The sequence below is a fragment of the Ensifer sp. 1H6 genome (genome assembly GCF_001976035.1).
Lineage (GTDB): Bacteria > Pseudomonadota > Alphaproteobacteria > Rhizobiales > Rhizobiaceae > Ensifer > Ensifer canadensis.
Genome location: NZ_MOAI01000003.1, coordinates 236733 through 253125 on the forward strand (window position 1 = coordinate 236733; position 16393 = coordinate 253125).

General features: G+C 63.3%; 14 protein-coding genes. 7 read left to right on the forward strand and 7 right to left on the reverse strand.

Annotated features, from left to right (window positions below):
* Nucleotides 1-95 precede the first annotated feature (95 nt).
* On the forward strand, nucleotides 96-1598 hold the full coding sequence (locus BKP54_RS05620; RefSeq protein ID WP_025426442.1) for a replicative DNA helicase: 1503 nt from the start codon (nucleotides 96-98) through the stop codon (nucleotides 1596-1598).
* Nucleotides 1599-1616: 18 nt separating this feature from the next.
* Here BKP54_RS05620 and BKP54_RS05625 read toward each other — a convergent pair whose 3' ends face one another.
* The 3 genes from BKP54_RS05625 to BKP54_RS05635 form a co-directional block, all read right to left on the reverse strand.
* The gene (locus BKP54_RS05625; protein WP_057226531.1) at nucleotides 1617-1922 is read right to left on the reverse strand and encodes an AzlD domain-containing protein; all 306 of its coding nucleotides are present in this window, start codon (nucleotides 1920-1922) and stop codon (nucleotides 1617-1619) included.
* The gene (locus BKP54_RS05630; protein WP_051509157.1) at nucleotides 1919-2572 is read right to left on the reverse strand and encodes an AzlC family ABC transporter permease; all 654 of its coding nucleotides are present in this window, start codon (nucleotides 2570-2572) and stop codon (nucleotides 1919-1921) included. The genes BKP54_RS05625 and BKP54_RS05630 overlap by 4 nt, the downstream gene beginning before the upstream one ends.
* 123 nt (nucleotides 2573-2695) lie before the next feature.
* Nucleotides 2696-3553 carry an AraC family transcriptional regulator gene (locus BKP54_RS05635; RefSeq protein WP_025426439.1) on the reverse strand — a complete coding sequence of 286 codons (858 nt, stop codon included), beginning with the start codon at nucleotides 3551-3553 and terminating at the stop codon, nucleotides 2696-2698.
* 154 nt (nucleotides 3554-3707) lie between these two features.
* Between BKP54_RS05635 and alr the strand changes: the two genes are divergently transcribed.
* The 5 genes from alr to BKP54_RS05660 all read left to right on the forward strand — a co-directional run bounded on the left by alr (nucleotide 3708) and on the right by BKP54_RS05660 (nucleotide 9555).
* Entirely contained in the window at nucleotides 3708-4847 is a 1140-nt protein-coding gene (gene alr, locus BKP54_RS05640) for an alanine racemase (RefSeq protein WP_025426438.1), read from the forward strand.
* A gap of 158 nt (nucleotides 4848-5005) precedes the next feature.
* Nucleotides 5006-6409: a DNA repair protein RadA gene (radA, locus tag BKP54_RS05645; protein WP_025426437.1), complete on the forward strand. Its 1404-nt coding sequence runs from the start codon at nucleotides 5006-5008 to the stop codon at nucleotides 6407-6409.
* A 134-nt stretch (nucleotides 6410-6543) separates the two neighbouring features.
* The gene (locus tag BKP54_RS05650; protein ID WP_025426436.1) at nucleotides 6544-7167 is read left to right on the forward strand and encodes a CvpA family protein; all 624 of its coding nucleotides are present in this window, start codon (nucleotides 6544-6546) and stop codon (nucleotides 7165-7167) included.
* Between the two features lie 144 nt (nucleotides 7168-7311).
* Complete coding sequence (purF, locus tag BKP54_RS05655) at nucleotides 7312-8802, forward strand: amidophosphoribosyltransferase (RefSeq protein ID WP_025426435.1); 1491 nt, start codon at nucleotides 7312-7314, stop codon at nucleotides 8800-8802.
* Between the two features lie 12 nt (nucleotides 8803-8814).
* Entirely contained in the window at nucleotides 8815-9555 is a 741-nt protein-coding gene (locus BKP54_RS05660) for an SDR family NAD(P)-dependent oxidoreductase (RefSeq protein ID WP_025426434.1), read from the forward strand.
* A 240-nt stretch (nucleotides 9556-9795) separates the two neighbouring features.
* Here BKP54_RS05660 and pssA read toward each other — a convergent pair whose 3' ends face one another.
* The 4 genes from pssA to BKP54_RS05680 all read right to left on the reverse strand — a co-directional run bounded on the left by pssA (nucleotide 9796) and on the right by BKP54_RS05680 (nucleotide 15375).
* Complete coding sequence (gene pssA / locus BKP54_RS05665; RefSeq protein WP_025426433.1) at nucleotides 9796-10674, reverse strand: CDP-diacylglycerol--serine O-phosphatidyltransferase; 879 nt, start codon at nucleotides 10672-10674, stop codon at nucleotides 9796-9798.
* 9 nt (nucleotides 10675-10683) lie between these two features.
* On the reverse strand, nucleotides 10684-11382 hold the full coding sequence (locus BKP54_RS05670) for a phosphatidylserine decarboxylase (protein WP_025426432.1): 699 nt from the start codon (nucleotides 11380-11382) through the stop codon (nucleotides 10684-10686).
* 114 nt (nucleotides 11383-11496) lie between these two features.
* Complete coding sequence (locus BKP54_RS05675) at nucleotides 11497-13389, reverse strand: ABC transporter ATP-binding protein/permease (RefSeq protein WP_025426431.1); 1893 nt, start codon at nucleotides 13387-13389, stop codon at nucleotides 11497-11499.
* Between the two features lie 219 nt (nucleotides 13390-13608).
* On the reverse strand, nucleotides 13609-15375 hold the full coding sequence (locus tag BKP54_RS05680) for a LysM peptidoglycan-binding domain-containing protein (protein ID WP_025426430.1): 1767 nt from the start codon (nucleotides 15373-15375) through the stop codon (nucleotides 13609-13611).
* 243 nt (nucleotides 15376-15618) lie between these two features.
* Here BKP54_RS05680 and BKP54_RS05685 point away from each other — a divergent pair, with 243 nt between their 5' ends.
* Nucleotides 15619-16239, forward strand: a complete 621-nt coding sequence (locus tag BKP54_RS05685) for a TIGR00730 family Rossman fold protein (protein ID WP_025426429.1) — start codon at nucleotides 15619-15621, stop codon at nucleotides 16237-16239.
* The last annotated feature ends 154 nt before the right edge of the window (nucleotides 16240-16393 follow it).

The window sequence follows — 16393 nt, forward strand, 5'->3', positions numbered from 1 at the left end:
CCACATGGTCTGCGACTGTGGCACTGCTGCACTTGACCCGCAGAGACGCAGACAGCAAACCGGGTGCACACCAGAAGAGGCAGAGACGAACGACCATGAACGACGCAGCGCGAAAGCTCGCCCCTATCGGCAAGGACCAATCGGACCAGCATTACCGCGAGGCGCCGAACAACCTTGAAGCCGAACAGGCGCTGCTCGGCGCGATCCTCGTCAACAATGATGCGTTCTATCGCGTCTCGGACTTCCTGAAGCCGGTCCACCTGTTCGAACCCCTGCATCGCCGCATCTACGAGGTTGCCGGCGACATCATCCGCATGGGCAAGACCGCCAACCCGGTGACGATCAAGACCTTCCTCAAGGCCGACGAAAAGGTCGGCGACCTGACGGTCGCGCAGTATCTTGCCCGCCTTGCCGCCGGCGCCGTCTCGATCATCAACGCCGAAGACTACGGCCGCGCAATCTACGATTTGGCGCTGCGCCGTTCGCTGATCACCATCGGCGAGGACATGGTCAATATCGCCTTTGACGCACCGCTCGACATGCCGCCGCAGGGCCAGATCGAGGACGCGGAACGGCGCCTGTTCGAGCTCGCCGAAACCGGCCGCTACGACGGCGGTTTCCAGTCCTTCAACGATGCGGTCGCGCTTGCCATCGACATGGCCGGCGCGGCGTTCGAGCGCGACGGCAGCCTGTCGGGTATTTCGACGGGCATCCTGTCGCTCGACGCCCGCATGGGCGGCCTGCAGCGCTCGGACTTGATCGTACTTGCGGGACGTCCCGGCATGGGCAAGACCTCGCTTGCCACCAACATCGCCTACAACATTGCCGCCGCCTACGACCCGGAGGTTCAGGCGGACGGTTCGTTCAAGGCCAAGAACGGCGGCGTCGTCGGCTTCTACTCGCTCGAAATGTCGTCCGAACAGCTGGCAACGCGTATCATCTCCGAGCAGACCGAAGTCTCCTCCTCGAAGATCCGCCGCGGCGACATCTCCGAAGCCGACTTCGAAAAGCTCGTCGCCTGCTCGCAGATGATGCAGAAAGTTCCGCTGTTCATCGACCAGACCGGTGGTATCTCGATCGCCCAGCTCTCCGCCCGTGCGCGCCGCCTCAAGCGCCAGCGCGGCCTCGATTGCCTGGTCGTCGACTATATTCAGCTGATGACCGGCTCGGGCAAATCGAGCGACAACCGCGTGCAGGAAATCACCCAGATCACCACCGGCCTGAAGGCACTCGGCAAGGAGCTGAACGTGCCGATCATCGCGCTGTCGCAGCTCTCCCGTCAGGTGGAAAGCCGCGAAGACAAGCGCCCCCAGCTCTCCGACCTTCGCGAATCGGGCTCGATCGAGCAGGACGCCGACGTCGTGCTCTTCGTGTTCCGTGAGGAATACTACGTGAAGAACCTCGAGCCTCGCGACGAATTCGATCCGAAGTACGACGAGTGGAAGATGAAGATGGAACAGGTGAAGGGCACGGCCGACGTGATCATCGCCAAGCAGCGTCACGGACCGACCGGCACCGTCAAGCTCGCCTTCCAGTCGGAATTCACCCGCTTTACCGATCTGGCCGATCCGTCCTTCACCCAATACGAAGAACACTGAGAAAGTCGGGGGGCGTCTTTACGCCCCCAGCAACATTCTGAAGATCGCCACGGTCACGACGCCGGCCGCGACAGCGGCGAGCAACGGCAACCGCATGGCGACGAGTGCCGTTACCACCGTAGCGATCGTTTCCGCCGGCCCGGTGACCAGCACCGTCGGCGCGATCACCGCCATCAACACGGCCGGCGGGATCGCCTCCAGGGCCCGCTTCTGCGTTTCTCCGATCGTCACAAACCGAATGAGCACCAGGCCGCCGATGCGGGTGGCAATGGTTGCGATTGCCATGGCGACGATGGCCAGAAGCGTGTTCGGATCGACGGTCATGCGTGCACCTCCTGGCTACGGCCGGCAAGAAGCGCGACCGCAACCCCGGCAGCAGCACCAGCGGCGATGTACCAGACACCCGGCAGAAACTGATGCGTCAGCACCGCGGCAGCGGCGCTTGCGGCAAGCACAACCCCGGTCTCACGGCCTTTCCAGAAACCCATCACCAGCACGATGAAAACCGCGGGAAAGGCGAAGTCGAGCCCCGTCACCTTCGGATCGCCAAGGAAGGCCCCCAGCAACGCGCCGGCAAGGCTTGTCGTCACCCAGACGAAGTAGAACGGCACGGCGATTCCCGCGAACCAGGCGGGCGTCAGCCTGCCCTCTTTCGCGCGCATCTCCGCCATTGCCCATATCTCGTCGGCAAGCAGCAGCATCGAGGCGTATTTCGTCGGGCCTGAGAACCCCTGGAGCTTGGCGCCGAGCGACGCGCTCATCAGCACGTGCCTGACATTGACCAGCAAGGCGGAGAAAGCGAGTGCCGCCCAAGAGGCCGGATGCGTCCAGATGTCCATGGCCACGAATTGCGAGCCGCCGGCAAAAACCAGCGCGCTCATCAATGTCACCTCCGCGCCCGAAAGCCCCTTGCCGGCGGCAACTGCGCCGAAGACGAGCCCAATCGGCATGACCGCCACGATGAGCGGCGCCATCGCCATGGCTCCGGCTCGAAAGTCTGGACCGAATCCCGTGTCGCTCAATGTTCATGCCTCCCGATCGATAACGAACGGAGCACACCTAAACCGGCCCGAGCGGGGCGTATTGAACGAAAGTGATCAACCGGCGCGGAAGGCGCCGGGCGTGACGCCGGTTCGAGCCTTGAAGTGTCGGCTGAAATGCGCCTGATCGGCAAACCCGCACTGATAGGCGGTATCGACCGCCGACCAGCCGTGCCGCAGCAGTGTCTTTGCCGCCCGCACGCGCTTGTCAGTCAGGAAGGCATGCGGTGTGATGTGAAACTGGCGCCGGAAGGCGCGGATCAGATGCGCCCGGCTGAGGCCCGCGACCTTGGCCAGCTCCTCCAGGCCGATATCCTGCGCGTAGTTCTCGGTCAGATAGTCGCGCGCCCGCTGGACCGCGGACTGCTCCTTCGTTTCGACCGGCACGATGATCGTGCTGCCGTGCCGCTCGAACATGGTGGCGAGCACGCCGAACATGCGTTCCTCGGCTTCGAGCGCGCCAGTCGCGTGCTCCAGCGCCTTGTGGGCGTGATAGAAGGAGTGGGCCAGATCCGGATCGCACAGCATGCGCTTGGAAAAGGACGGCGTTCCCTTGAACGGCCGCCCGGTGACATCTTCCAGAATGTTCACCAGCAATTCGGTACTCGGATAGACCATGCGATAGCGGTAACCGCTACCACCTGGGTGACCGTCATGGATCTCGTCTGGATTGATGAGATAGAAGTCGCCGGGCCCCGCTTGCGATCGTTCGCCCCTGATCTTGCTGATCTGCGAGCCGGCCTCGATCGCGCCGATGCTGAAGGTGTCGTGCGCGTGCGGCGCAAATTCGTGCGTAATGAAAGTCGCGGTCAGGCATTCCATGCCATCGAACCGGAGGTCCCGCCAGAATCGGGTCCGCTCCGCGCCTTCCAGCGGCATGACATCGATGGCCTGTTCCTGCGAAATCGTGTGCATGTGGCGATCCTAACGTCCGCCACGACCAGCGTCTTGCATAAAAGTGCTCTTCGCCCTCGCCGCCCAACCGAATGCCGCCATCCGACAGGACGGCATTTGCGGGCAAGCGTGGTTGGCTGTATTGGTCCTTCATCGTCCACGCAGAGTGCCAGGCATGCTCAGTCCAGAATTCCTCTCCGCCTCCAACCGGCTCACGATCGACCTCAACGCATTGGCAGACAACTGGCGCTCGATGAATGCCCGCTCGGGCAAGGCCCGTGCCGCTGCGGTGCTGAAGGCGGATGCCTACGGCCTCGGCATCGACGAGGCGGCGCCAGCGCTTTACGCCGCCGGTGCCCGCGATTTCTTCGTCGCCAATGCGGAAGAAGGTGCTGACCTGCGGCCGCTGGTGCCGGAAGGCCGGATCTACATTCTGGCCGGCATGTGGCCCGGCAATGAGGTGCTGTTCTTCGACAATGATCTCGTGCCGGTGATCAACTCGGAGGAGCAGCTTGCCGTTTTCATGGCGGCGCTGTCCGAGCGCGGCGACCACCCTTGCGTGTTGCATGTCGATACCGGCATGAACCGCCTGGGGCTGTCGGTCGAAGAAGCCGTCGCTCTTGCCAACGATCCGGCCCGCCCGGCGAGCTTCTCGCCGGTCCTGATCATGAGCCACCTCGCCTGCGCCGACGATCCGGGCAACCCGCTCAATAGTTATCAGTTGCAACGCTTCCGCGAAGCCTCTGCTGCATTCGAAGGCGTTGATGCCAGCCTGGCAAACTCCGGCGGCGTGTTCCTGGGCGACGACTACCATTTCAACCTGACGCGCCCGGGCATCGCCGTCTATGGCGGCGAAGCGGTCAATGACGTCGCCAATCCGATGAAGCCGGTCGTGACGGCAGAAGCCCGCATCATTCAGGTACGCAACGTCGCCGCCGGCGGGCACGCAAGCTACGGAGCGTCTGCCCGCTTCAACCGCGACAGCCGCATCGCCACCGTCGCCGTCGGTTATGCCGATGGCTATCACCGCTCCGTCTCGGGCGGTGGCGTGACCTTGCGCCAGGCGACGCCTTCGGGCGCCTTCGGCTTTCTGCACGGCGAGAAGGTGCCGCATGTCGGCCGGGTGACGATGGACCTCAGCCTCTTCGACGTCACCGACCTGCCGGAAAACGCGGTGCGCGCCGGCGACTATATCGAGCTGTTCGGCCGGCATGTCGCACTGGACGACGTGGCGCGCGCCGGCGGCACGATCGGCTATGAGATGCTGACCAGCCTCGGCCATCGCTACGACCGCCACTATATCGGCGCGGTCTGAGCCGGCTTTCGCACCGATACTTTACAGTCCGTCGTCGAAAATCACCTTTTGTTCCGCGTTTCGCGGCATTATGTGAAGGCAAAAGTGATTCTCCGATCACCGGCAGTGCCGCCACAGACGGCACGTCGAAAGTCTCCGCACTGTGAAAGTCGTTGCCGATGGCGAAAGCCCGCACACAATTCGTCTGCCAGAACTGCGGCACCATCCATACCCGCTGGGCCGGTAAGTGCGAGGGCTGCGGCGAATGGAACACGATCATCGAGGACGACCCGACAGCCGGCATCGGCGGCGGCCCGTCCCGCGCGCCGAAGAAGGGGCGCCCGGTTGCGCTCACCACGCTATCGGGTGAAATCGAGGACGCCCCGCGCATCCAGACCGGGATATCCGAGCTCGACCGCGCCACCGGCGGCGGCTTCGTTCGCGGCTCTGCCCTCCTCATCGGCGGCGATCCCGGCATCGGTAAATCGACAGTGCTGATGCAGGCGGCAGCGGCCCTTGCGCGCCAGAAACACCGTGTCATCTATGTCTCGGGTGAAGAGGCCGTGGCCCAGGTGCGCCTTCGCGCCCAACGGCTGGGTGCTGCCGACAGCGACGTGCTGCTGGCAGCTGAAACCAACGTCGAGGACATTCTCGCGACGCTTGCCGAGGGCAAGCGCCCCGATCTCGTCATCATCGACTCGATCCAGACACTCTGGAGCGACATCGTCGATTCGGCGCCCGGCACGGTGACCCAGGTGCGGACCGGCGTGCAGGCGATGATCCGCTTTGCCAAGCAGACGGGAACCGCCGTCGTGCTCGTCGGCCACGTCACCAAGGAAGGCCAGATCGCCGGTCCCCGCGTGGTCGAGCACATGGTCGATGCCGTGCTCTATTTCGAAGGCGACCGCGGCCATCACTACCGCATCTTGAGAACAGTGAAGAACCGCTTCGGGCCGACGGACGAGATCGGCGTCTTCGAGATGTCGGACAAGGGTCTGCGCGAGGTCGCCAATCCATCGGAACTGTTCCTCGGCGAGCGCAACGAAAAATCGCCGGGGGCCGCCGTCTTTGCCGGCATGGAGGGAACACGGCCGATCCTGGTTGAGGTGCAGGCGCTGGTGGCGCCGACCTCGCTCGGCACGCCGCGCCGTGCCATCGTCGGCTGGGACTCCGCCCGCCTCTCGATGATCCTTGCGGTGCTTGAAGCCCATTGCGGCGTGCGGCTCGGGCAGCACGACGTCTACCTCAACATCGCCGGCGGCTACCGAATTTCCGAGCCTGCCGCCGACTTGGCTGTGGCTTCCGCACTGGTTTCGTCGCTTGCCGGGCTTGCCCTTCCGGCTGATTGCGTCTATTTCGGCGAAGTCAGCTTGTCGGGCGCCATCCGGCCGGTTGCGCATACCGCTCAACGCCTCAAGGAAGCCGAGAAGCTCGGTTTCTCGCAGGCTGTTCTGCCAGCTGCCTCGACCGAATTGCCGAAGAACGGCAATGGCCGGTGGAGCGAGTTGGAAAGCCTGCCGGATCTGGTGGCGCGCATCGCGGGATCGCGAAACGCCTTGAGACCGGCAGAGGATGCAGATTGAAGGTGCGGGTGCTGCAAGCGGCTCCACGGGACGCCTTCTGAGCAGGCTCATAACAATGCCCTGAACATCAGGCAGGGCCGACGGCGGATAGGCTTGAGGAGACCCGGACGAACCGGGTTCGGAGTAAGGACAAAATGCCCATTACAATTCTCGACGGTATCGTTCTCGGCGTCGCGCTGTTTTCAGCAATCCTGGCAATGGTCCGAGGCTTCTCACGCGAAGTCCTGTCGGTTGCCAGCTGGGTTGGCGCGGCGGCGGCGGCCTACTTCCTCTACCCGCACCTCCTGCCCTATGCCAAGCAGTATACCAGCAGCGACACGGTCGCGCTGATCGGCTCGGCGGCAGTGATCTTCCTGGTTGCGCTGATCATCATTTCCTTCATCACCATGCGCGTCGCCGATTTCATCATCGACAGCCGCATCGGCGCGCTCGACCGCACGCTGGGCTTTCTCTTCGGCGCCGCGCGCGGCATCCTGCTCGTGGTCGTCGCCATGCTGTTCTTCAACTGGCTGGTCGCTCCGCAGCAGCAGCCGGGTTGGGTCACGCAGGCGAAGTCCAAGCCGCTTCTCGACAATCTCGGCAACAAGCTGATCGCGCTTCTGCCCGAGGAAGCCGACGCCACCATCCTCGACCGCCTGCGCGGCAAGGACACGACCGGCGAAGGCGAAGGCGAGACCCCGGCCGGCACGCCCGGACAGGCACCGTCGGGTTCGCCCGACCAGGCGCCCGTTGACGACGCCCCGGCCACCAACGGCTGAGACATGGAAGAACTGCCGACAAAGCCCGCTGCGCGGGCTTTGTCCTTTTGGGAATAACGCTTGTGTCCGTTTTCAGCTAAGATCGCTTGAAGACGGCGGGCCTGATCACGATATGCGCACCGGCACGGAGCAAAGGCGACTGTGATGACCGATCTGAGATCCACGGAAATCCATGACGAACTCGATGGCGATACCCTGCACGAAGAGTGCGGCGTCTTCGGCATCCTGGGGCACCCGGATGCGGCGGCGCTGACGGCGCTCGGCCTGCATGCGCTCCAGCATCGCGGCCAGGAGGCCGCCGGTATCGTCACCTTCGACGGCAAGCAGTTCTGCACCGAAAAGCGCATGGGTCTCGTCGGCGATCACTACACCGATCCCGCAACGCTCGCGAAGCTCCCGGGCTTCATGTCCATCGGCCACACGCGCTACTCGACGACAGGCGAAGTGGCGCTGCGCAACGTCCAGCCGCTCTTTGCCGAGCTGCATGAAGGCGGCATCGCGATTGCCCATAACGGCAACTTCACCAACGGCCTGACGCTGCGCCGCCAGATCATCTCGGACGGCGCCATCTGTCAGTCGACCTCCGACACCGAAGTTGTCCTCCACCTCATCGCCCGCTCCAAGCACGCTTCGACCACCGACCGCTTCGCCGATGCGATCGCGCAGGTCGAGGGCGGCTACTCGATGCTGGCGCTGACACGCACCAAGCTGATCGCCGCCCGCGACCCGCACGGCATCCGCCCGCTCGTCATGGGCGACCTCGACGGCAAGCCGATCTTCTGCTCGGAAACCTGCGCACTCGACATCATCGGCGCCAAGTTCGTGCGCGACGTGGAGAATGGCGAAATCATCATCTGCGAGATCCAGCCCGACGGCTCGATCTCGATCGATTCGCGCAAGCCGCTGGCTCCGCAACCGGAGCGGCTCTGCCTGTTCGAATACGTCTATTTCGCCCGTCCGGATTCGGTCGTCGGCGGCCGCAACGTCTATGTGGCGCGCAAGAACATGGGCCAGAACCTGGCCAAGGAAGCCCCTGTCGAGGCCGATGTCGTCGTCCCGGTTCCCGATGGCGGTACGCCCGCCGCAATCGGCTACGCACAGCAGAGCGGCATTCCCTTCGAGCTCGGCATCATCCGCAACCATTATGTCGGCCGGACCTTCATCGAGCCGACGCAGCAGATCCGCGCCTTCGGCGTCAAGCTGAAGCACTCGGCGAACCGCGCGATGATCGAGGGCAAGCGCGTCGTGCTCGTCGACGATTCGATCGTTCGCGGCACCACCTCGGTCAAGATCGTGCAGATGATCCGCGATGCCGGTGCACGCGAAGTGCATGTGCGTGTTGCCAGCCCGATGATCTTCCATCCGGACTTCTACGGCATCGACACGCCGGACCGCGACAAGCTGCTCGCCAACCAGCATGCCGACCTTGCGTCCATGTGCCGCTTCATTGGCGCGGACTCGCTCGAGTTCCTGTCGATCGACGGCCTCTACGAGGCTGTGGGCGGCATCAAGCGCGATCTCAAGTCGCCGCAGTTCACCGATCACTATTTCACCGGGGACTATCCGACCCGCCTTCTCGACCAGGAAGGCGCCAGCAATGTCCGCAAACTCTCGGTTCTCGCCAGCAACGGATAATCAGACAATAAAATGACGATCAATTTGAAAGACCGGGTCGCCGTCGTCACCGGCGCATCGCGCGGTATCGGCTATTTCACGGCCCTCGAACTCGCCAAGGCTGGCGCCCACGTCGTCGCCTGCGCCCGCACCGTCGGTGGCCTCGAAGAGCTGGATGACGCGATCAAGGCGGTCGGCGGCTCGGCAACGCTCGTTCCGTTCGATCTCGCCGACATGGCTGCGATCGACAAGCTCGGCGGCGCGATCAACGAGCGCTGGGGCAAACTCGACATCATGGTCGCCAATGCCGGCGTGCTCGGCACCATCTCGCCGATCGGCCATGTCGAGGCCAAGGTGTTCGAGAAGGTGATGAACATCAACGTCAATGCCACCTGGCGCCTGATCCGCACGCTCGAGCCGTTGCTCATCAAGTCCGATGCCGGACGTGCGCTCATTCTCTCCTCTAGCGCTGCCCACAAGTGCAAGCCGTTCTGGGGCCCCTACTCTGCCTCCAAGGCCGCCGTCGAAGCGCTCGCCCGCACATGGGCCGGAGAGACACAGCGACTACCGCTGCGCATCCTCAGCGTCGATCCGGGCGCAACCCGCACCGCGATGCGCGCCCAGGCGATGCCCGGTGAAGATCCGGAGACCGTGCCGCACCCCTCCGAGGTCGCGGCGGAGCTTCTGCCACTGGTCGGCCCGGACCAGACCGAGACCGGCAAGCTTTACATCGTTCGCGAAAAGAAGATCGTCGACTACCGCCTGCCGGAGTGACGTCACCACAAAGCCGAGATCAAAAAGGCCACCGTGTTTCCACGGTGGCCCTTTTATTTTGCGCTGACATTCAGCGTTAATGCGCGCCGCGATCTCTACTGCATGTGCAGCAATTCAAAGCGCTACAGCGCCGCGCGTCTAATAAGATGCGCGGCGCTGTAGGATTCGCTTACCGCGCTTTAAGCTCTCGTTTTGCGCATGTTGTTATCGCAAAACCGCCGCGCACTTTTGCGACATGCTTCAGTCGACCTTGTCGCCCGGCAGGCCGTCGCCGCCATGGGCGGGATGGGCGGGCCAGTCGCCGCCATACTTGCGCTGCCACGAGCGCGCGCCGAACGGCAGCGTGATCAGGTAGCCAAGCGCCGTCACCGCCATTGTCTCCCAGGTGTAGGTCATCAGCGTCGCGACATAAAAGACGACGACGAGAATGACCGGCAGGACGAGATCGCGGCGAACGCGGCTGTTTTCCGACTTGCCCGACCAGACCGGCAGACGGCTGACCAGCAGGAAGGCAATCAGCACGGTGTAGCCCGATGCGATCAGCGCGAAGGTGCGCTCAGGTGCCAAGCCCAGCAGGCCGAGATAGACCGGCAGCAGCACCAGCATGGCACCCGCCGGCGCAGGCACGCCGACGAAATACTCCGACTGCCACGCTGCCTTGGACTGGCGCTCGGCCATGACGTTGAAGCGGGCCAATCGCAGGCCGCAGGCGATCGCGTAGATCAACGCCGCAATCCAGCCGATCGAGCGGGCCTGATCCAGGATGAAGACGTAGAGAACGAGCGCCGGCGCCACGCCGAAGTTGATGATATCGGCGAGGGAGTCCATCTGGCCGCCGAAGTTCGACGTCGCCTTCAGCAGGCGCGCGACGCGACCGTCGATACCGTCGAGAAAGGCCGCAAGCAACACCATGGCAACGGCGAGCTCGATGCGGTTTTCGAAGGCGAGCCGAATGCCGGAGAGACCTGCGCAGATCGCCAGCACGGTGATCATGTTCGGGATCATCAGGCGCAGCGGTATCTCGCGCAGTCGAGGGCCGCGACCGGTATCGCTTGAACCGTTCGCCTCGCCCGCGACTTTCGGCGGTTCGGCTGGGTTTTCCTGTTGAGGACCTTCCATAGGGGCTCCTTATGCGCGACGGCTGATGACCGGGCCCTTGGCCGAGCCGAATTCGGCAAGCACGGTTTCACCGGCAATCGCGGTCTGGCCGAGGCTGACGCGGGGCTCGACACCATCAGGCAGGAAAACGTCGAGGCGCGAGCCGAACCGGATGAGGCCGAAACGCTCACCGGCGTCGAGCGAGCCGTTTTCATACTTCCAGCAGATGATGCGGCGGGCAACCAGACCGGCGATCTGTACGACGCCGATTTCACCATGCTTCGTCTGGATGACGAGGCCGTTGCGTTCGTTCTCGTGGCTGGCCTTGTCGAGTTCGGCGTTGACGAACTTGCCGGCGCGGTAGGCGATGCGGCTGATGGTGCCGGTCATCGGCGCACGGTTCACGTGGCAGTTGAAGACGTTCATGAAGACCGAGATGCGCAGCATCGGTTCGGAACCAAGACCCAGCTCTTCCGGCGGCGTCACCATGGCAATCGACGAAACGCGGCCATCGGCCGGGCTGATCACCAGATCGTCGTCGATCGGCGTCATGCGCTCGGGGTCACGGAAGAAATAGGCGCACCAGGCGGTGAGCAGGAAGCCGATCCACATCAGCGGCTCCCACAGCAAGCCCAGCACCAGCGACGCGACGAAGAAGATCGCGATGAAGCGATAGCCTTCCTTGTGCACCGGGACCAGCGTGTTGCGCACCGTATTGACCAAGCTCATGAACTCTACTCCAAATTTGCTGTGGAACGTGACCTAGCGCGAAATGCCGCCCGCGGCAACGCTGCCCGCCCGACAGCGACAAAACGCGTCGCGATCAGCGACAAGACATGGCCGTCATAGGGCCGGCTCGCCACGCGTGACGATACCGAGGTCGTCGCTCTCGCGCACACGCTTCAATTGTTCTTCCGCCTGGGTCGCCTCGCGCTGGCGGCTCCACATGGAAGCATAAAGTCCGTCGCGATCGATCAGTTCCCCGTGCGTGCCGCGCTCGGCGATGACGCCATCCTTGAGCACGATGATCTCATCGGCATTGATGACCGTCGAAAGCCGGTGGGCGATAACCAGTGTCGTGCGGTTGCGGGAAACCACGTCGAGCGCCGACTGGATTTCCTGTTCCGTGCGCGTGTCGAGCGCGGAAGTTGCCTCATCGAGGATGAGGATCGGCGGTGCCTTCAGGATCGTACGGGCGATGGCGACACGCTGCTTCTCGCCGCCCGAAAGCTTGAGGCCGCGCTCGCCGACCATTGCCTGAAACCCTTCGGGAAGCGACTGGATGAAGGTCGCGATCTGTGCCGCCTCAGCCGCAGCGACAACCTCCTCCTCGGTTGCCGAAACGCGTCCGTAGCGGATGTTGTAGGCGATGGTATCGTTGAACAGCACGGTGTCCTGCGGCACCATGCCGATCACGGCGCGCAGGCTCTTCTGTGTCACACCGCGCACGTCCTGCCCGTCGATAGTGATCGTGCCCTGTTGCACGTCGTAGAAGCGATAAAGAAGCCGCGACAGCGTCGACTTGCCGGCCCCCGACGGGCCGACGACGGCAACGGTCTTGCCGGCAGGCACCTCGAAGCTGATGCCTTTCAGGATCGGTCGCGCTGCATCATAGGCAAAGTGCACGTCCTTGAAGGCGATGGCGCCGTTTGCAATGGCGAGCTGCCGCGCATCCGGGCGGTCGACCACTTCGGCTTCGACGTCGAGCAGATCGAACATGTGTTCGATGTCGGTCAGCCCCTGGCGGATTTCGCGATAGACGAAGCCGATGAAATTGAGCGGAATGGCCAGCTGGATCAGCATGGCGTTGATGAAGACGAAGTCCCCGAGCGTCTGCTCGCCGCGCTGCACCGCGAGCGCGGACATGACCATCATGACTGCCGTGCCAGCGCCAAAGATCATCGCCTGGCCGAAGTTGAGCCAGCCGAGCGAGGTCCAGACCTGGGTCGCCGCCTTCTCATAGCGCTCCATGGATCTGTCGAAGCGCTTGGCTTCCATTTCTTCGTTGCCGAAATACTTGACGGTCTCGAAGTTCAAGAGCGAGTCGATCGCCTTGGTGTTGGCGTCGGTGTCGCTGTCGTTCATGGAGCGGCGGATGGCGATGCGCCAGTCGCTCGCCTTGACCGTAAACCAGATATAGAGCCAGACGGTGATGGCCGTGACCAGCAGGTAGCTGAAACCGTAGCCCCACCAGAAGATCACGGCGGTCAGCAAAAATTCGATCAGCGTCGGTACACTGTTCAGAATGGTGAAGCGAACGATGGTCTCGATGCCCTTGGTGCCGCGCTCGATCACGCGCGACAGGCCGCCGGTGCGTCGCTCGAGATGAAAGCGCAGCGACAACTGGTGCATATGCACGAAGGTCTTGTAGGCGAGTTGCCGGACCGCATGCTGCCCGACGCTGGCAAACAGCGCGTCGCGCAACTGGTTGAGCCCCGCCTGCAGCAAACGCGCGAGGTTATAGGCAAGCACCAGCATGACTGCGCCGCCCAGGAACTGCGGCAGGAAGCCCAGTGCATCCGGCTTGTTGTTCAGCGCATCCGTCGCCCACTTGAAGAAATAAGGAACGAGGATGAGGACGACCTTGGCAATCACCAGGATGATCGTCGCCCAGACGACTCGAAGCTTCAGATCAGCCCGATCTGAAGGCCACATGTAGGGCCACAGGTTGACGATGGTTCGAAACGGGTTGCTCGTATCGGCGGAAATCGTCTTCGTCTGGTTCTGAGGTGCCACGTCTTGATCCGCCTTCACTCTTTCGCACGCCCGGGCGGACGGTCATGCCAATCCACCGGCGTCGCGCAGTTGCGGCTCCGCGCCTCGAACCTTTGGGCAAGGACATCGGGGCACATCATCGCCATCCAATGAAAAGCGGCGTCTCGTTGAAGACGCCGCCTTCTTTGACAAATAGGTCTCCGTCGACACTGCCGCAATGCGATGATGTCGATGAACAGCCTATTGCTCGTGTTTCATGTGCTTCTTGTGAATTTCGCGCGATTCTTCATCGGAAAGTGCCTGATCGGGAACGCCGAAGACCTGGCCAGGGCGGATGCGATCGGGGTTTTCGATCTGTGCCTGGTTGGCGAGGTAGATCGTGGTGTAGCGAACACCCGCGCCATAGACACGCCGTGAGATCTGCCAGAGCGTATCACCGCGACGGATGATCACGGAACTCTTGCTTTCCTTCAGCGGCGCCTGCTCCACCGTTGCCGGCTGAGCCTGGGTTTCAGTCGAGGCCATGGAAGGCTGCGCAGCGGCGACGTCATTGGTGATCGAGCTGCCGGCACCCTTGACCTTCGACGCGCCGGAAGCCTCGGCGATCTCGCCCGATGCGATGGTGTTGGCAACCGCCGGCGTGACACTGCCGCGTTCAGCAAGGATTGCACCGACCGAGGCTTCGACCTTGGTTAGGGCCGCAGCGACACTTGAGGCATCCTGCGGGGCCTCCTTCAGCACGGCCAGCGCATCGGCAGCAGCCTTTGCTGTCCGGGCGACCTCGCCTGCGAGCGCCTGATCGGAATTGTCGGCGAGCCTGAAATCGGCCAGCGACTTCAGTGCGAATTCGCTTGCTGAGCGTGCTGCCGCGAGTTGCTCGCCCGTCGGCACCTTGCCATTGGAGAAAAGCCCCTTCAGCAGCGCGAGCGCCTTGCCGGCTTCGGCACGCAGCCCGTCGAGGCCGGCTGTCGCGGCGGCCGAAACCGGGCCGGCAACAGCTGCGACCTGGCTACCGGCCGGGCGGTCGAACGGCACCGATGCGCGCATGACGACCTTGCTTGCGTCCTCGCTCAACATGTCTGCACGGATGATGTGGCTGCCGACCGCAAGGTCGATCTGACCGTCTACGACAAAGTGGCCCTTGTCATCCGCCTTCATTTCGCCGAGCAGCTTGTCGTCCGCGTAGATGCGAACGACGGCACCGGGCTTTGCGCTACCGGCGACGAACATCTTGGCGCCCTCGATCTCGACGGCGGTGACCTGCAGCCCTGCAGCGCCGTTTGGCTTTGCCGCCGTTGCGTCGCTCGTCGTCTGCGGCGTTGCAGACGCCACATCGGCGGATGTCGCCGCGGCCGGCTGCGAAGCAGGCGCGTCAGCCGTCTGCGCAACGCCCGCCAGCGCGTCAGGCGTGGTGAGCAGCCGGCTGGCAGTGCCGGGCTTAGAGACCATGGCAAGCAATTGGCCGGTCGGGTCCTTTGGAACGGAAACCGTTGCGACTTCTTGCGAATTCTTGGCAACGCCGTCTTCGCCGACCGCGCGCAGGGTCAGCTGGTAGTCCCCGGCCGGAAGCGGCTTGTCGAAGACGGCGGCGAAATCGCCGGTCACGCCGACATCAGCCGTTCCGACGATCGTCGCGCCGTTGAGGATTTCCAGCTTGGAACCGGGTGCGGCGTGGCCGGCAACAACGGTCGAACCATCGGGCTCGACGCGCAGCACGTCAAAACCGGGAATAGATGCATCCTCGACCGGTGATTTCGCGTCAGCGGCGCTTGCCGCCTGTTGCGGCTCCGCCATTTTGCTGGCGTCATCGGACTTCGCCGAGTCCGAAGTGGGCTGAGGCCCGCCGGTCGACGATGCCGCGTCACCGGTTTGGGCCGGAGCGTTTGCCGTGCCATCGGCCGAGGCTTCCTTGCCGTCACGCAAATTCGGTTGAACTACAAAAACCATCAACGCTGTTGCTGCCGCAAGGACAGTAAGGGCCACCCAGCCGGCCTTGTTCTTGATCATGCCACTCTCCACAGGAGCGGAGCGACGCTCCGCGCATGCCCTCTCATCGGCCTAAGGCGCGGGGCTTGCGCGGTCATTATAGCGCAACTGCGAGCTACCCGCCCAATTTCTTCAATCGATCCCTGAAATTGCTAGCGTTTCCTAGTGTAGCAGACAAGCAGCCGCCCCTGCTGCAGGCGCCGCGAACCAAGCTTTCCCCTCATTTTTCTTGACCCTTGCTGCGCTGCAATGCTTTTTGACCGGATGAGCACTGAAACCAGCACGATTCGATCCATCTGCGTCTACTGTGGTTCGCAGCCCGGGCGCGACCCGATTTACATGGAAGCCGGCCGCGCGCTCGGCCGCTCGATCGCCGACCATGGCCTGCGTCTGGTCTATGGCGGCGGCACGCGCGGCATCATGGGAGCGGTCGCCAGCGGCGTGCTTTCCAATGGCGGCGAGGTCACCGGCATCATCCCGGAATTCCTGATGGACAAGGAAGCGACGCGCCATTCGCTCGGCCAGCTCAACGAGCTGATCGTCACCGCCGACATGCATGAGCGCAAGCACACCATGTTCGAGCGGGCGGACGCCTTTGTCGCCCTGCCGGGCGGCATCGGCACGCTGGAAGAGATCGTCGAGATCATGACCTGGGCGCAGCTCGGTCGTCACCGCAAGCCGATGGTCTTCGGCAACATGAACGATTTCTGGAAGCCGATGCTGGACCTGCTGCAGCACATGCGCGCTGAAGGCTTCGTTCACACGGCCCACCTCGTCCAGCCGCTTGTCGTCGACAAGGCCGAGGACATCGTGCCGGCGATCCTTGCGGCCGCTAGCGGCGCAAACGGCCGCGAAGGCGAAGCCGAGATCATCTCCCGCCTTTAGGCCTGTGTTACACCCCCAAAATCAGAAAAGGCGCGCCTGACGGACGCGCCTTTTTCCATTCTTGCCTACTGCATGTTTTCTTAAATCACATTCGATTTAAGGATAAAAACATGCAGCAATTCAAAGTGCTACAGCGGCCTTTGCGCGTCTAACA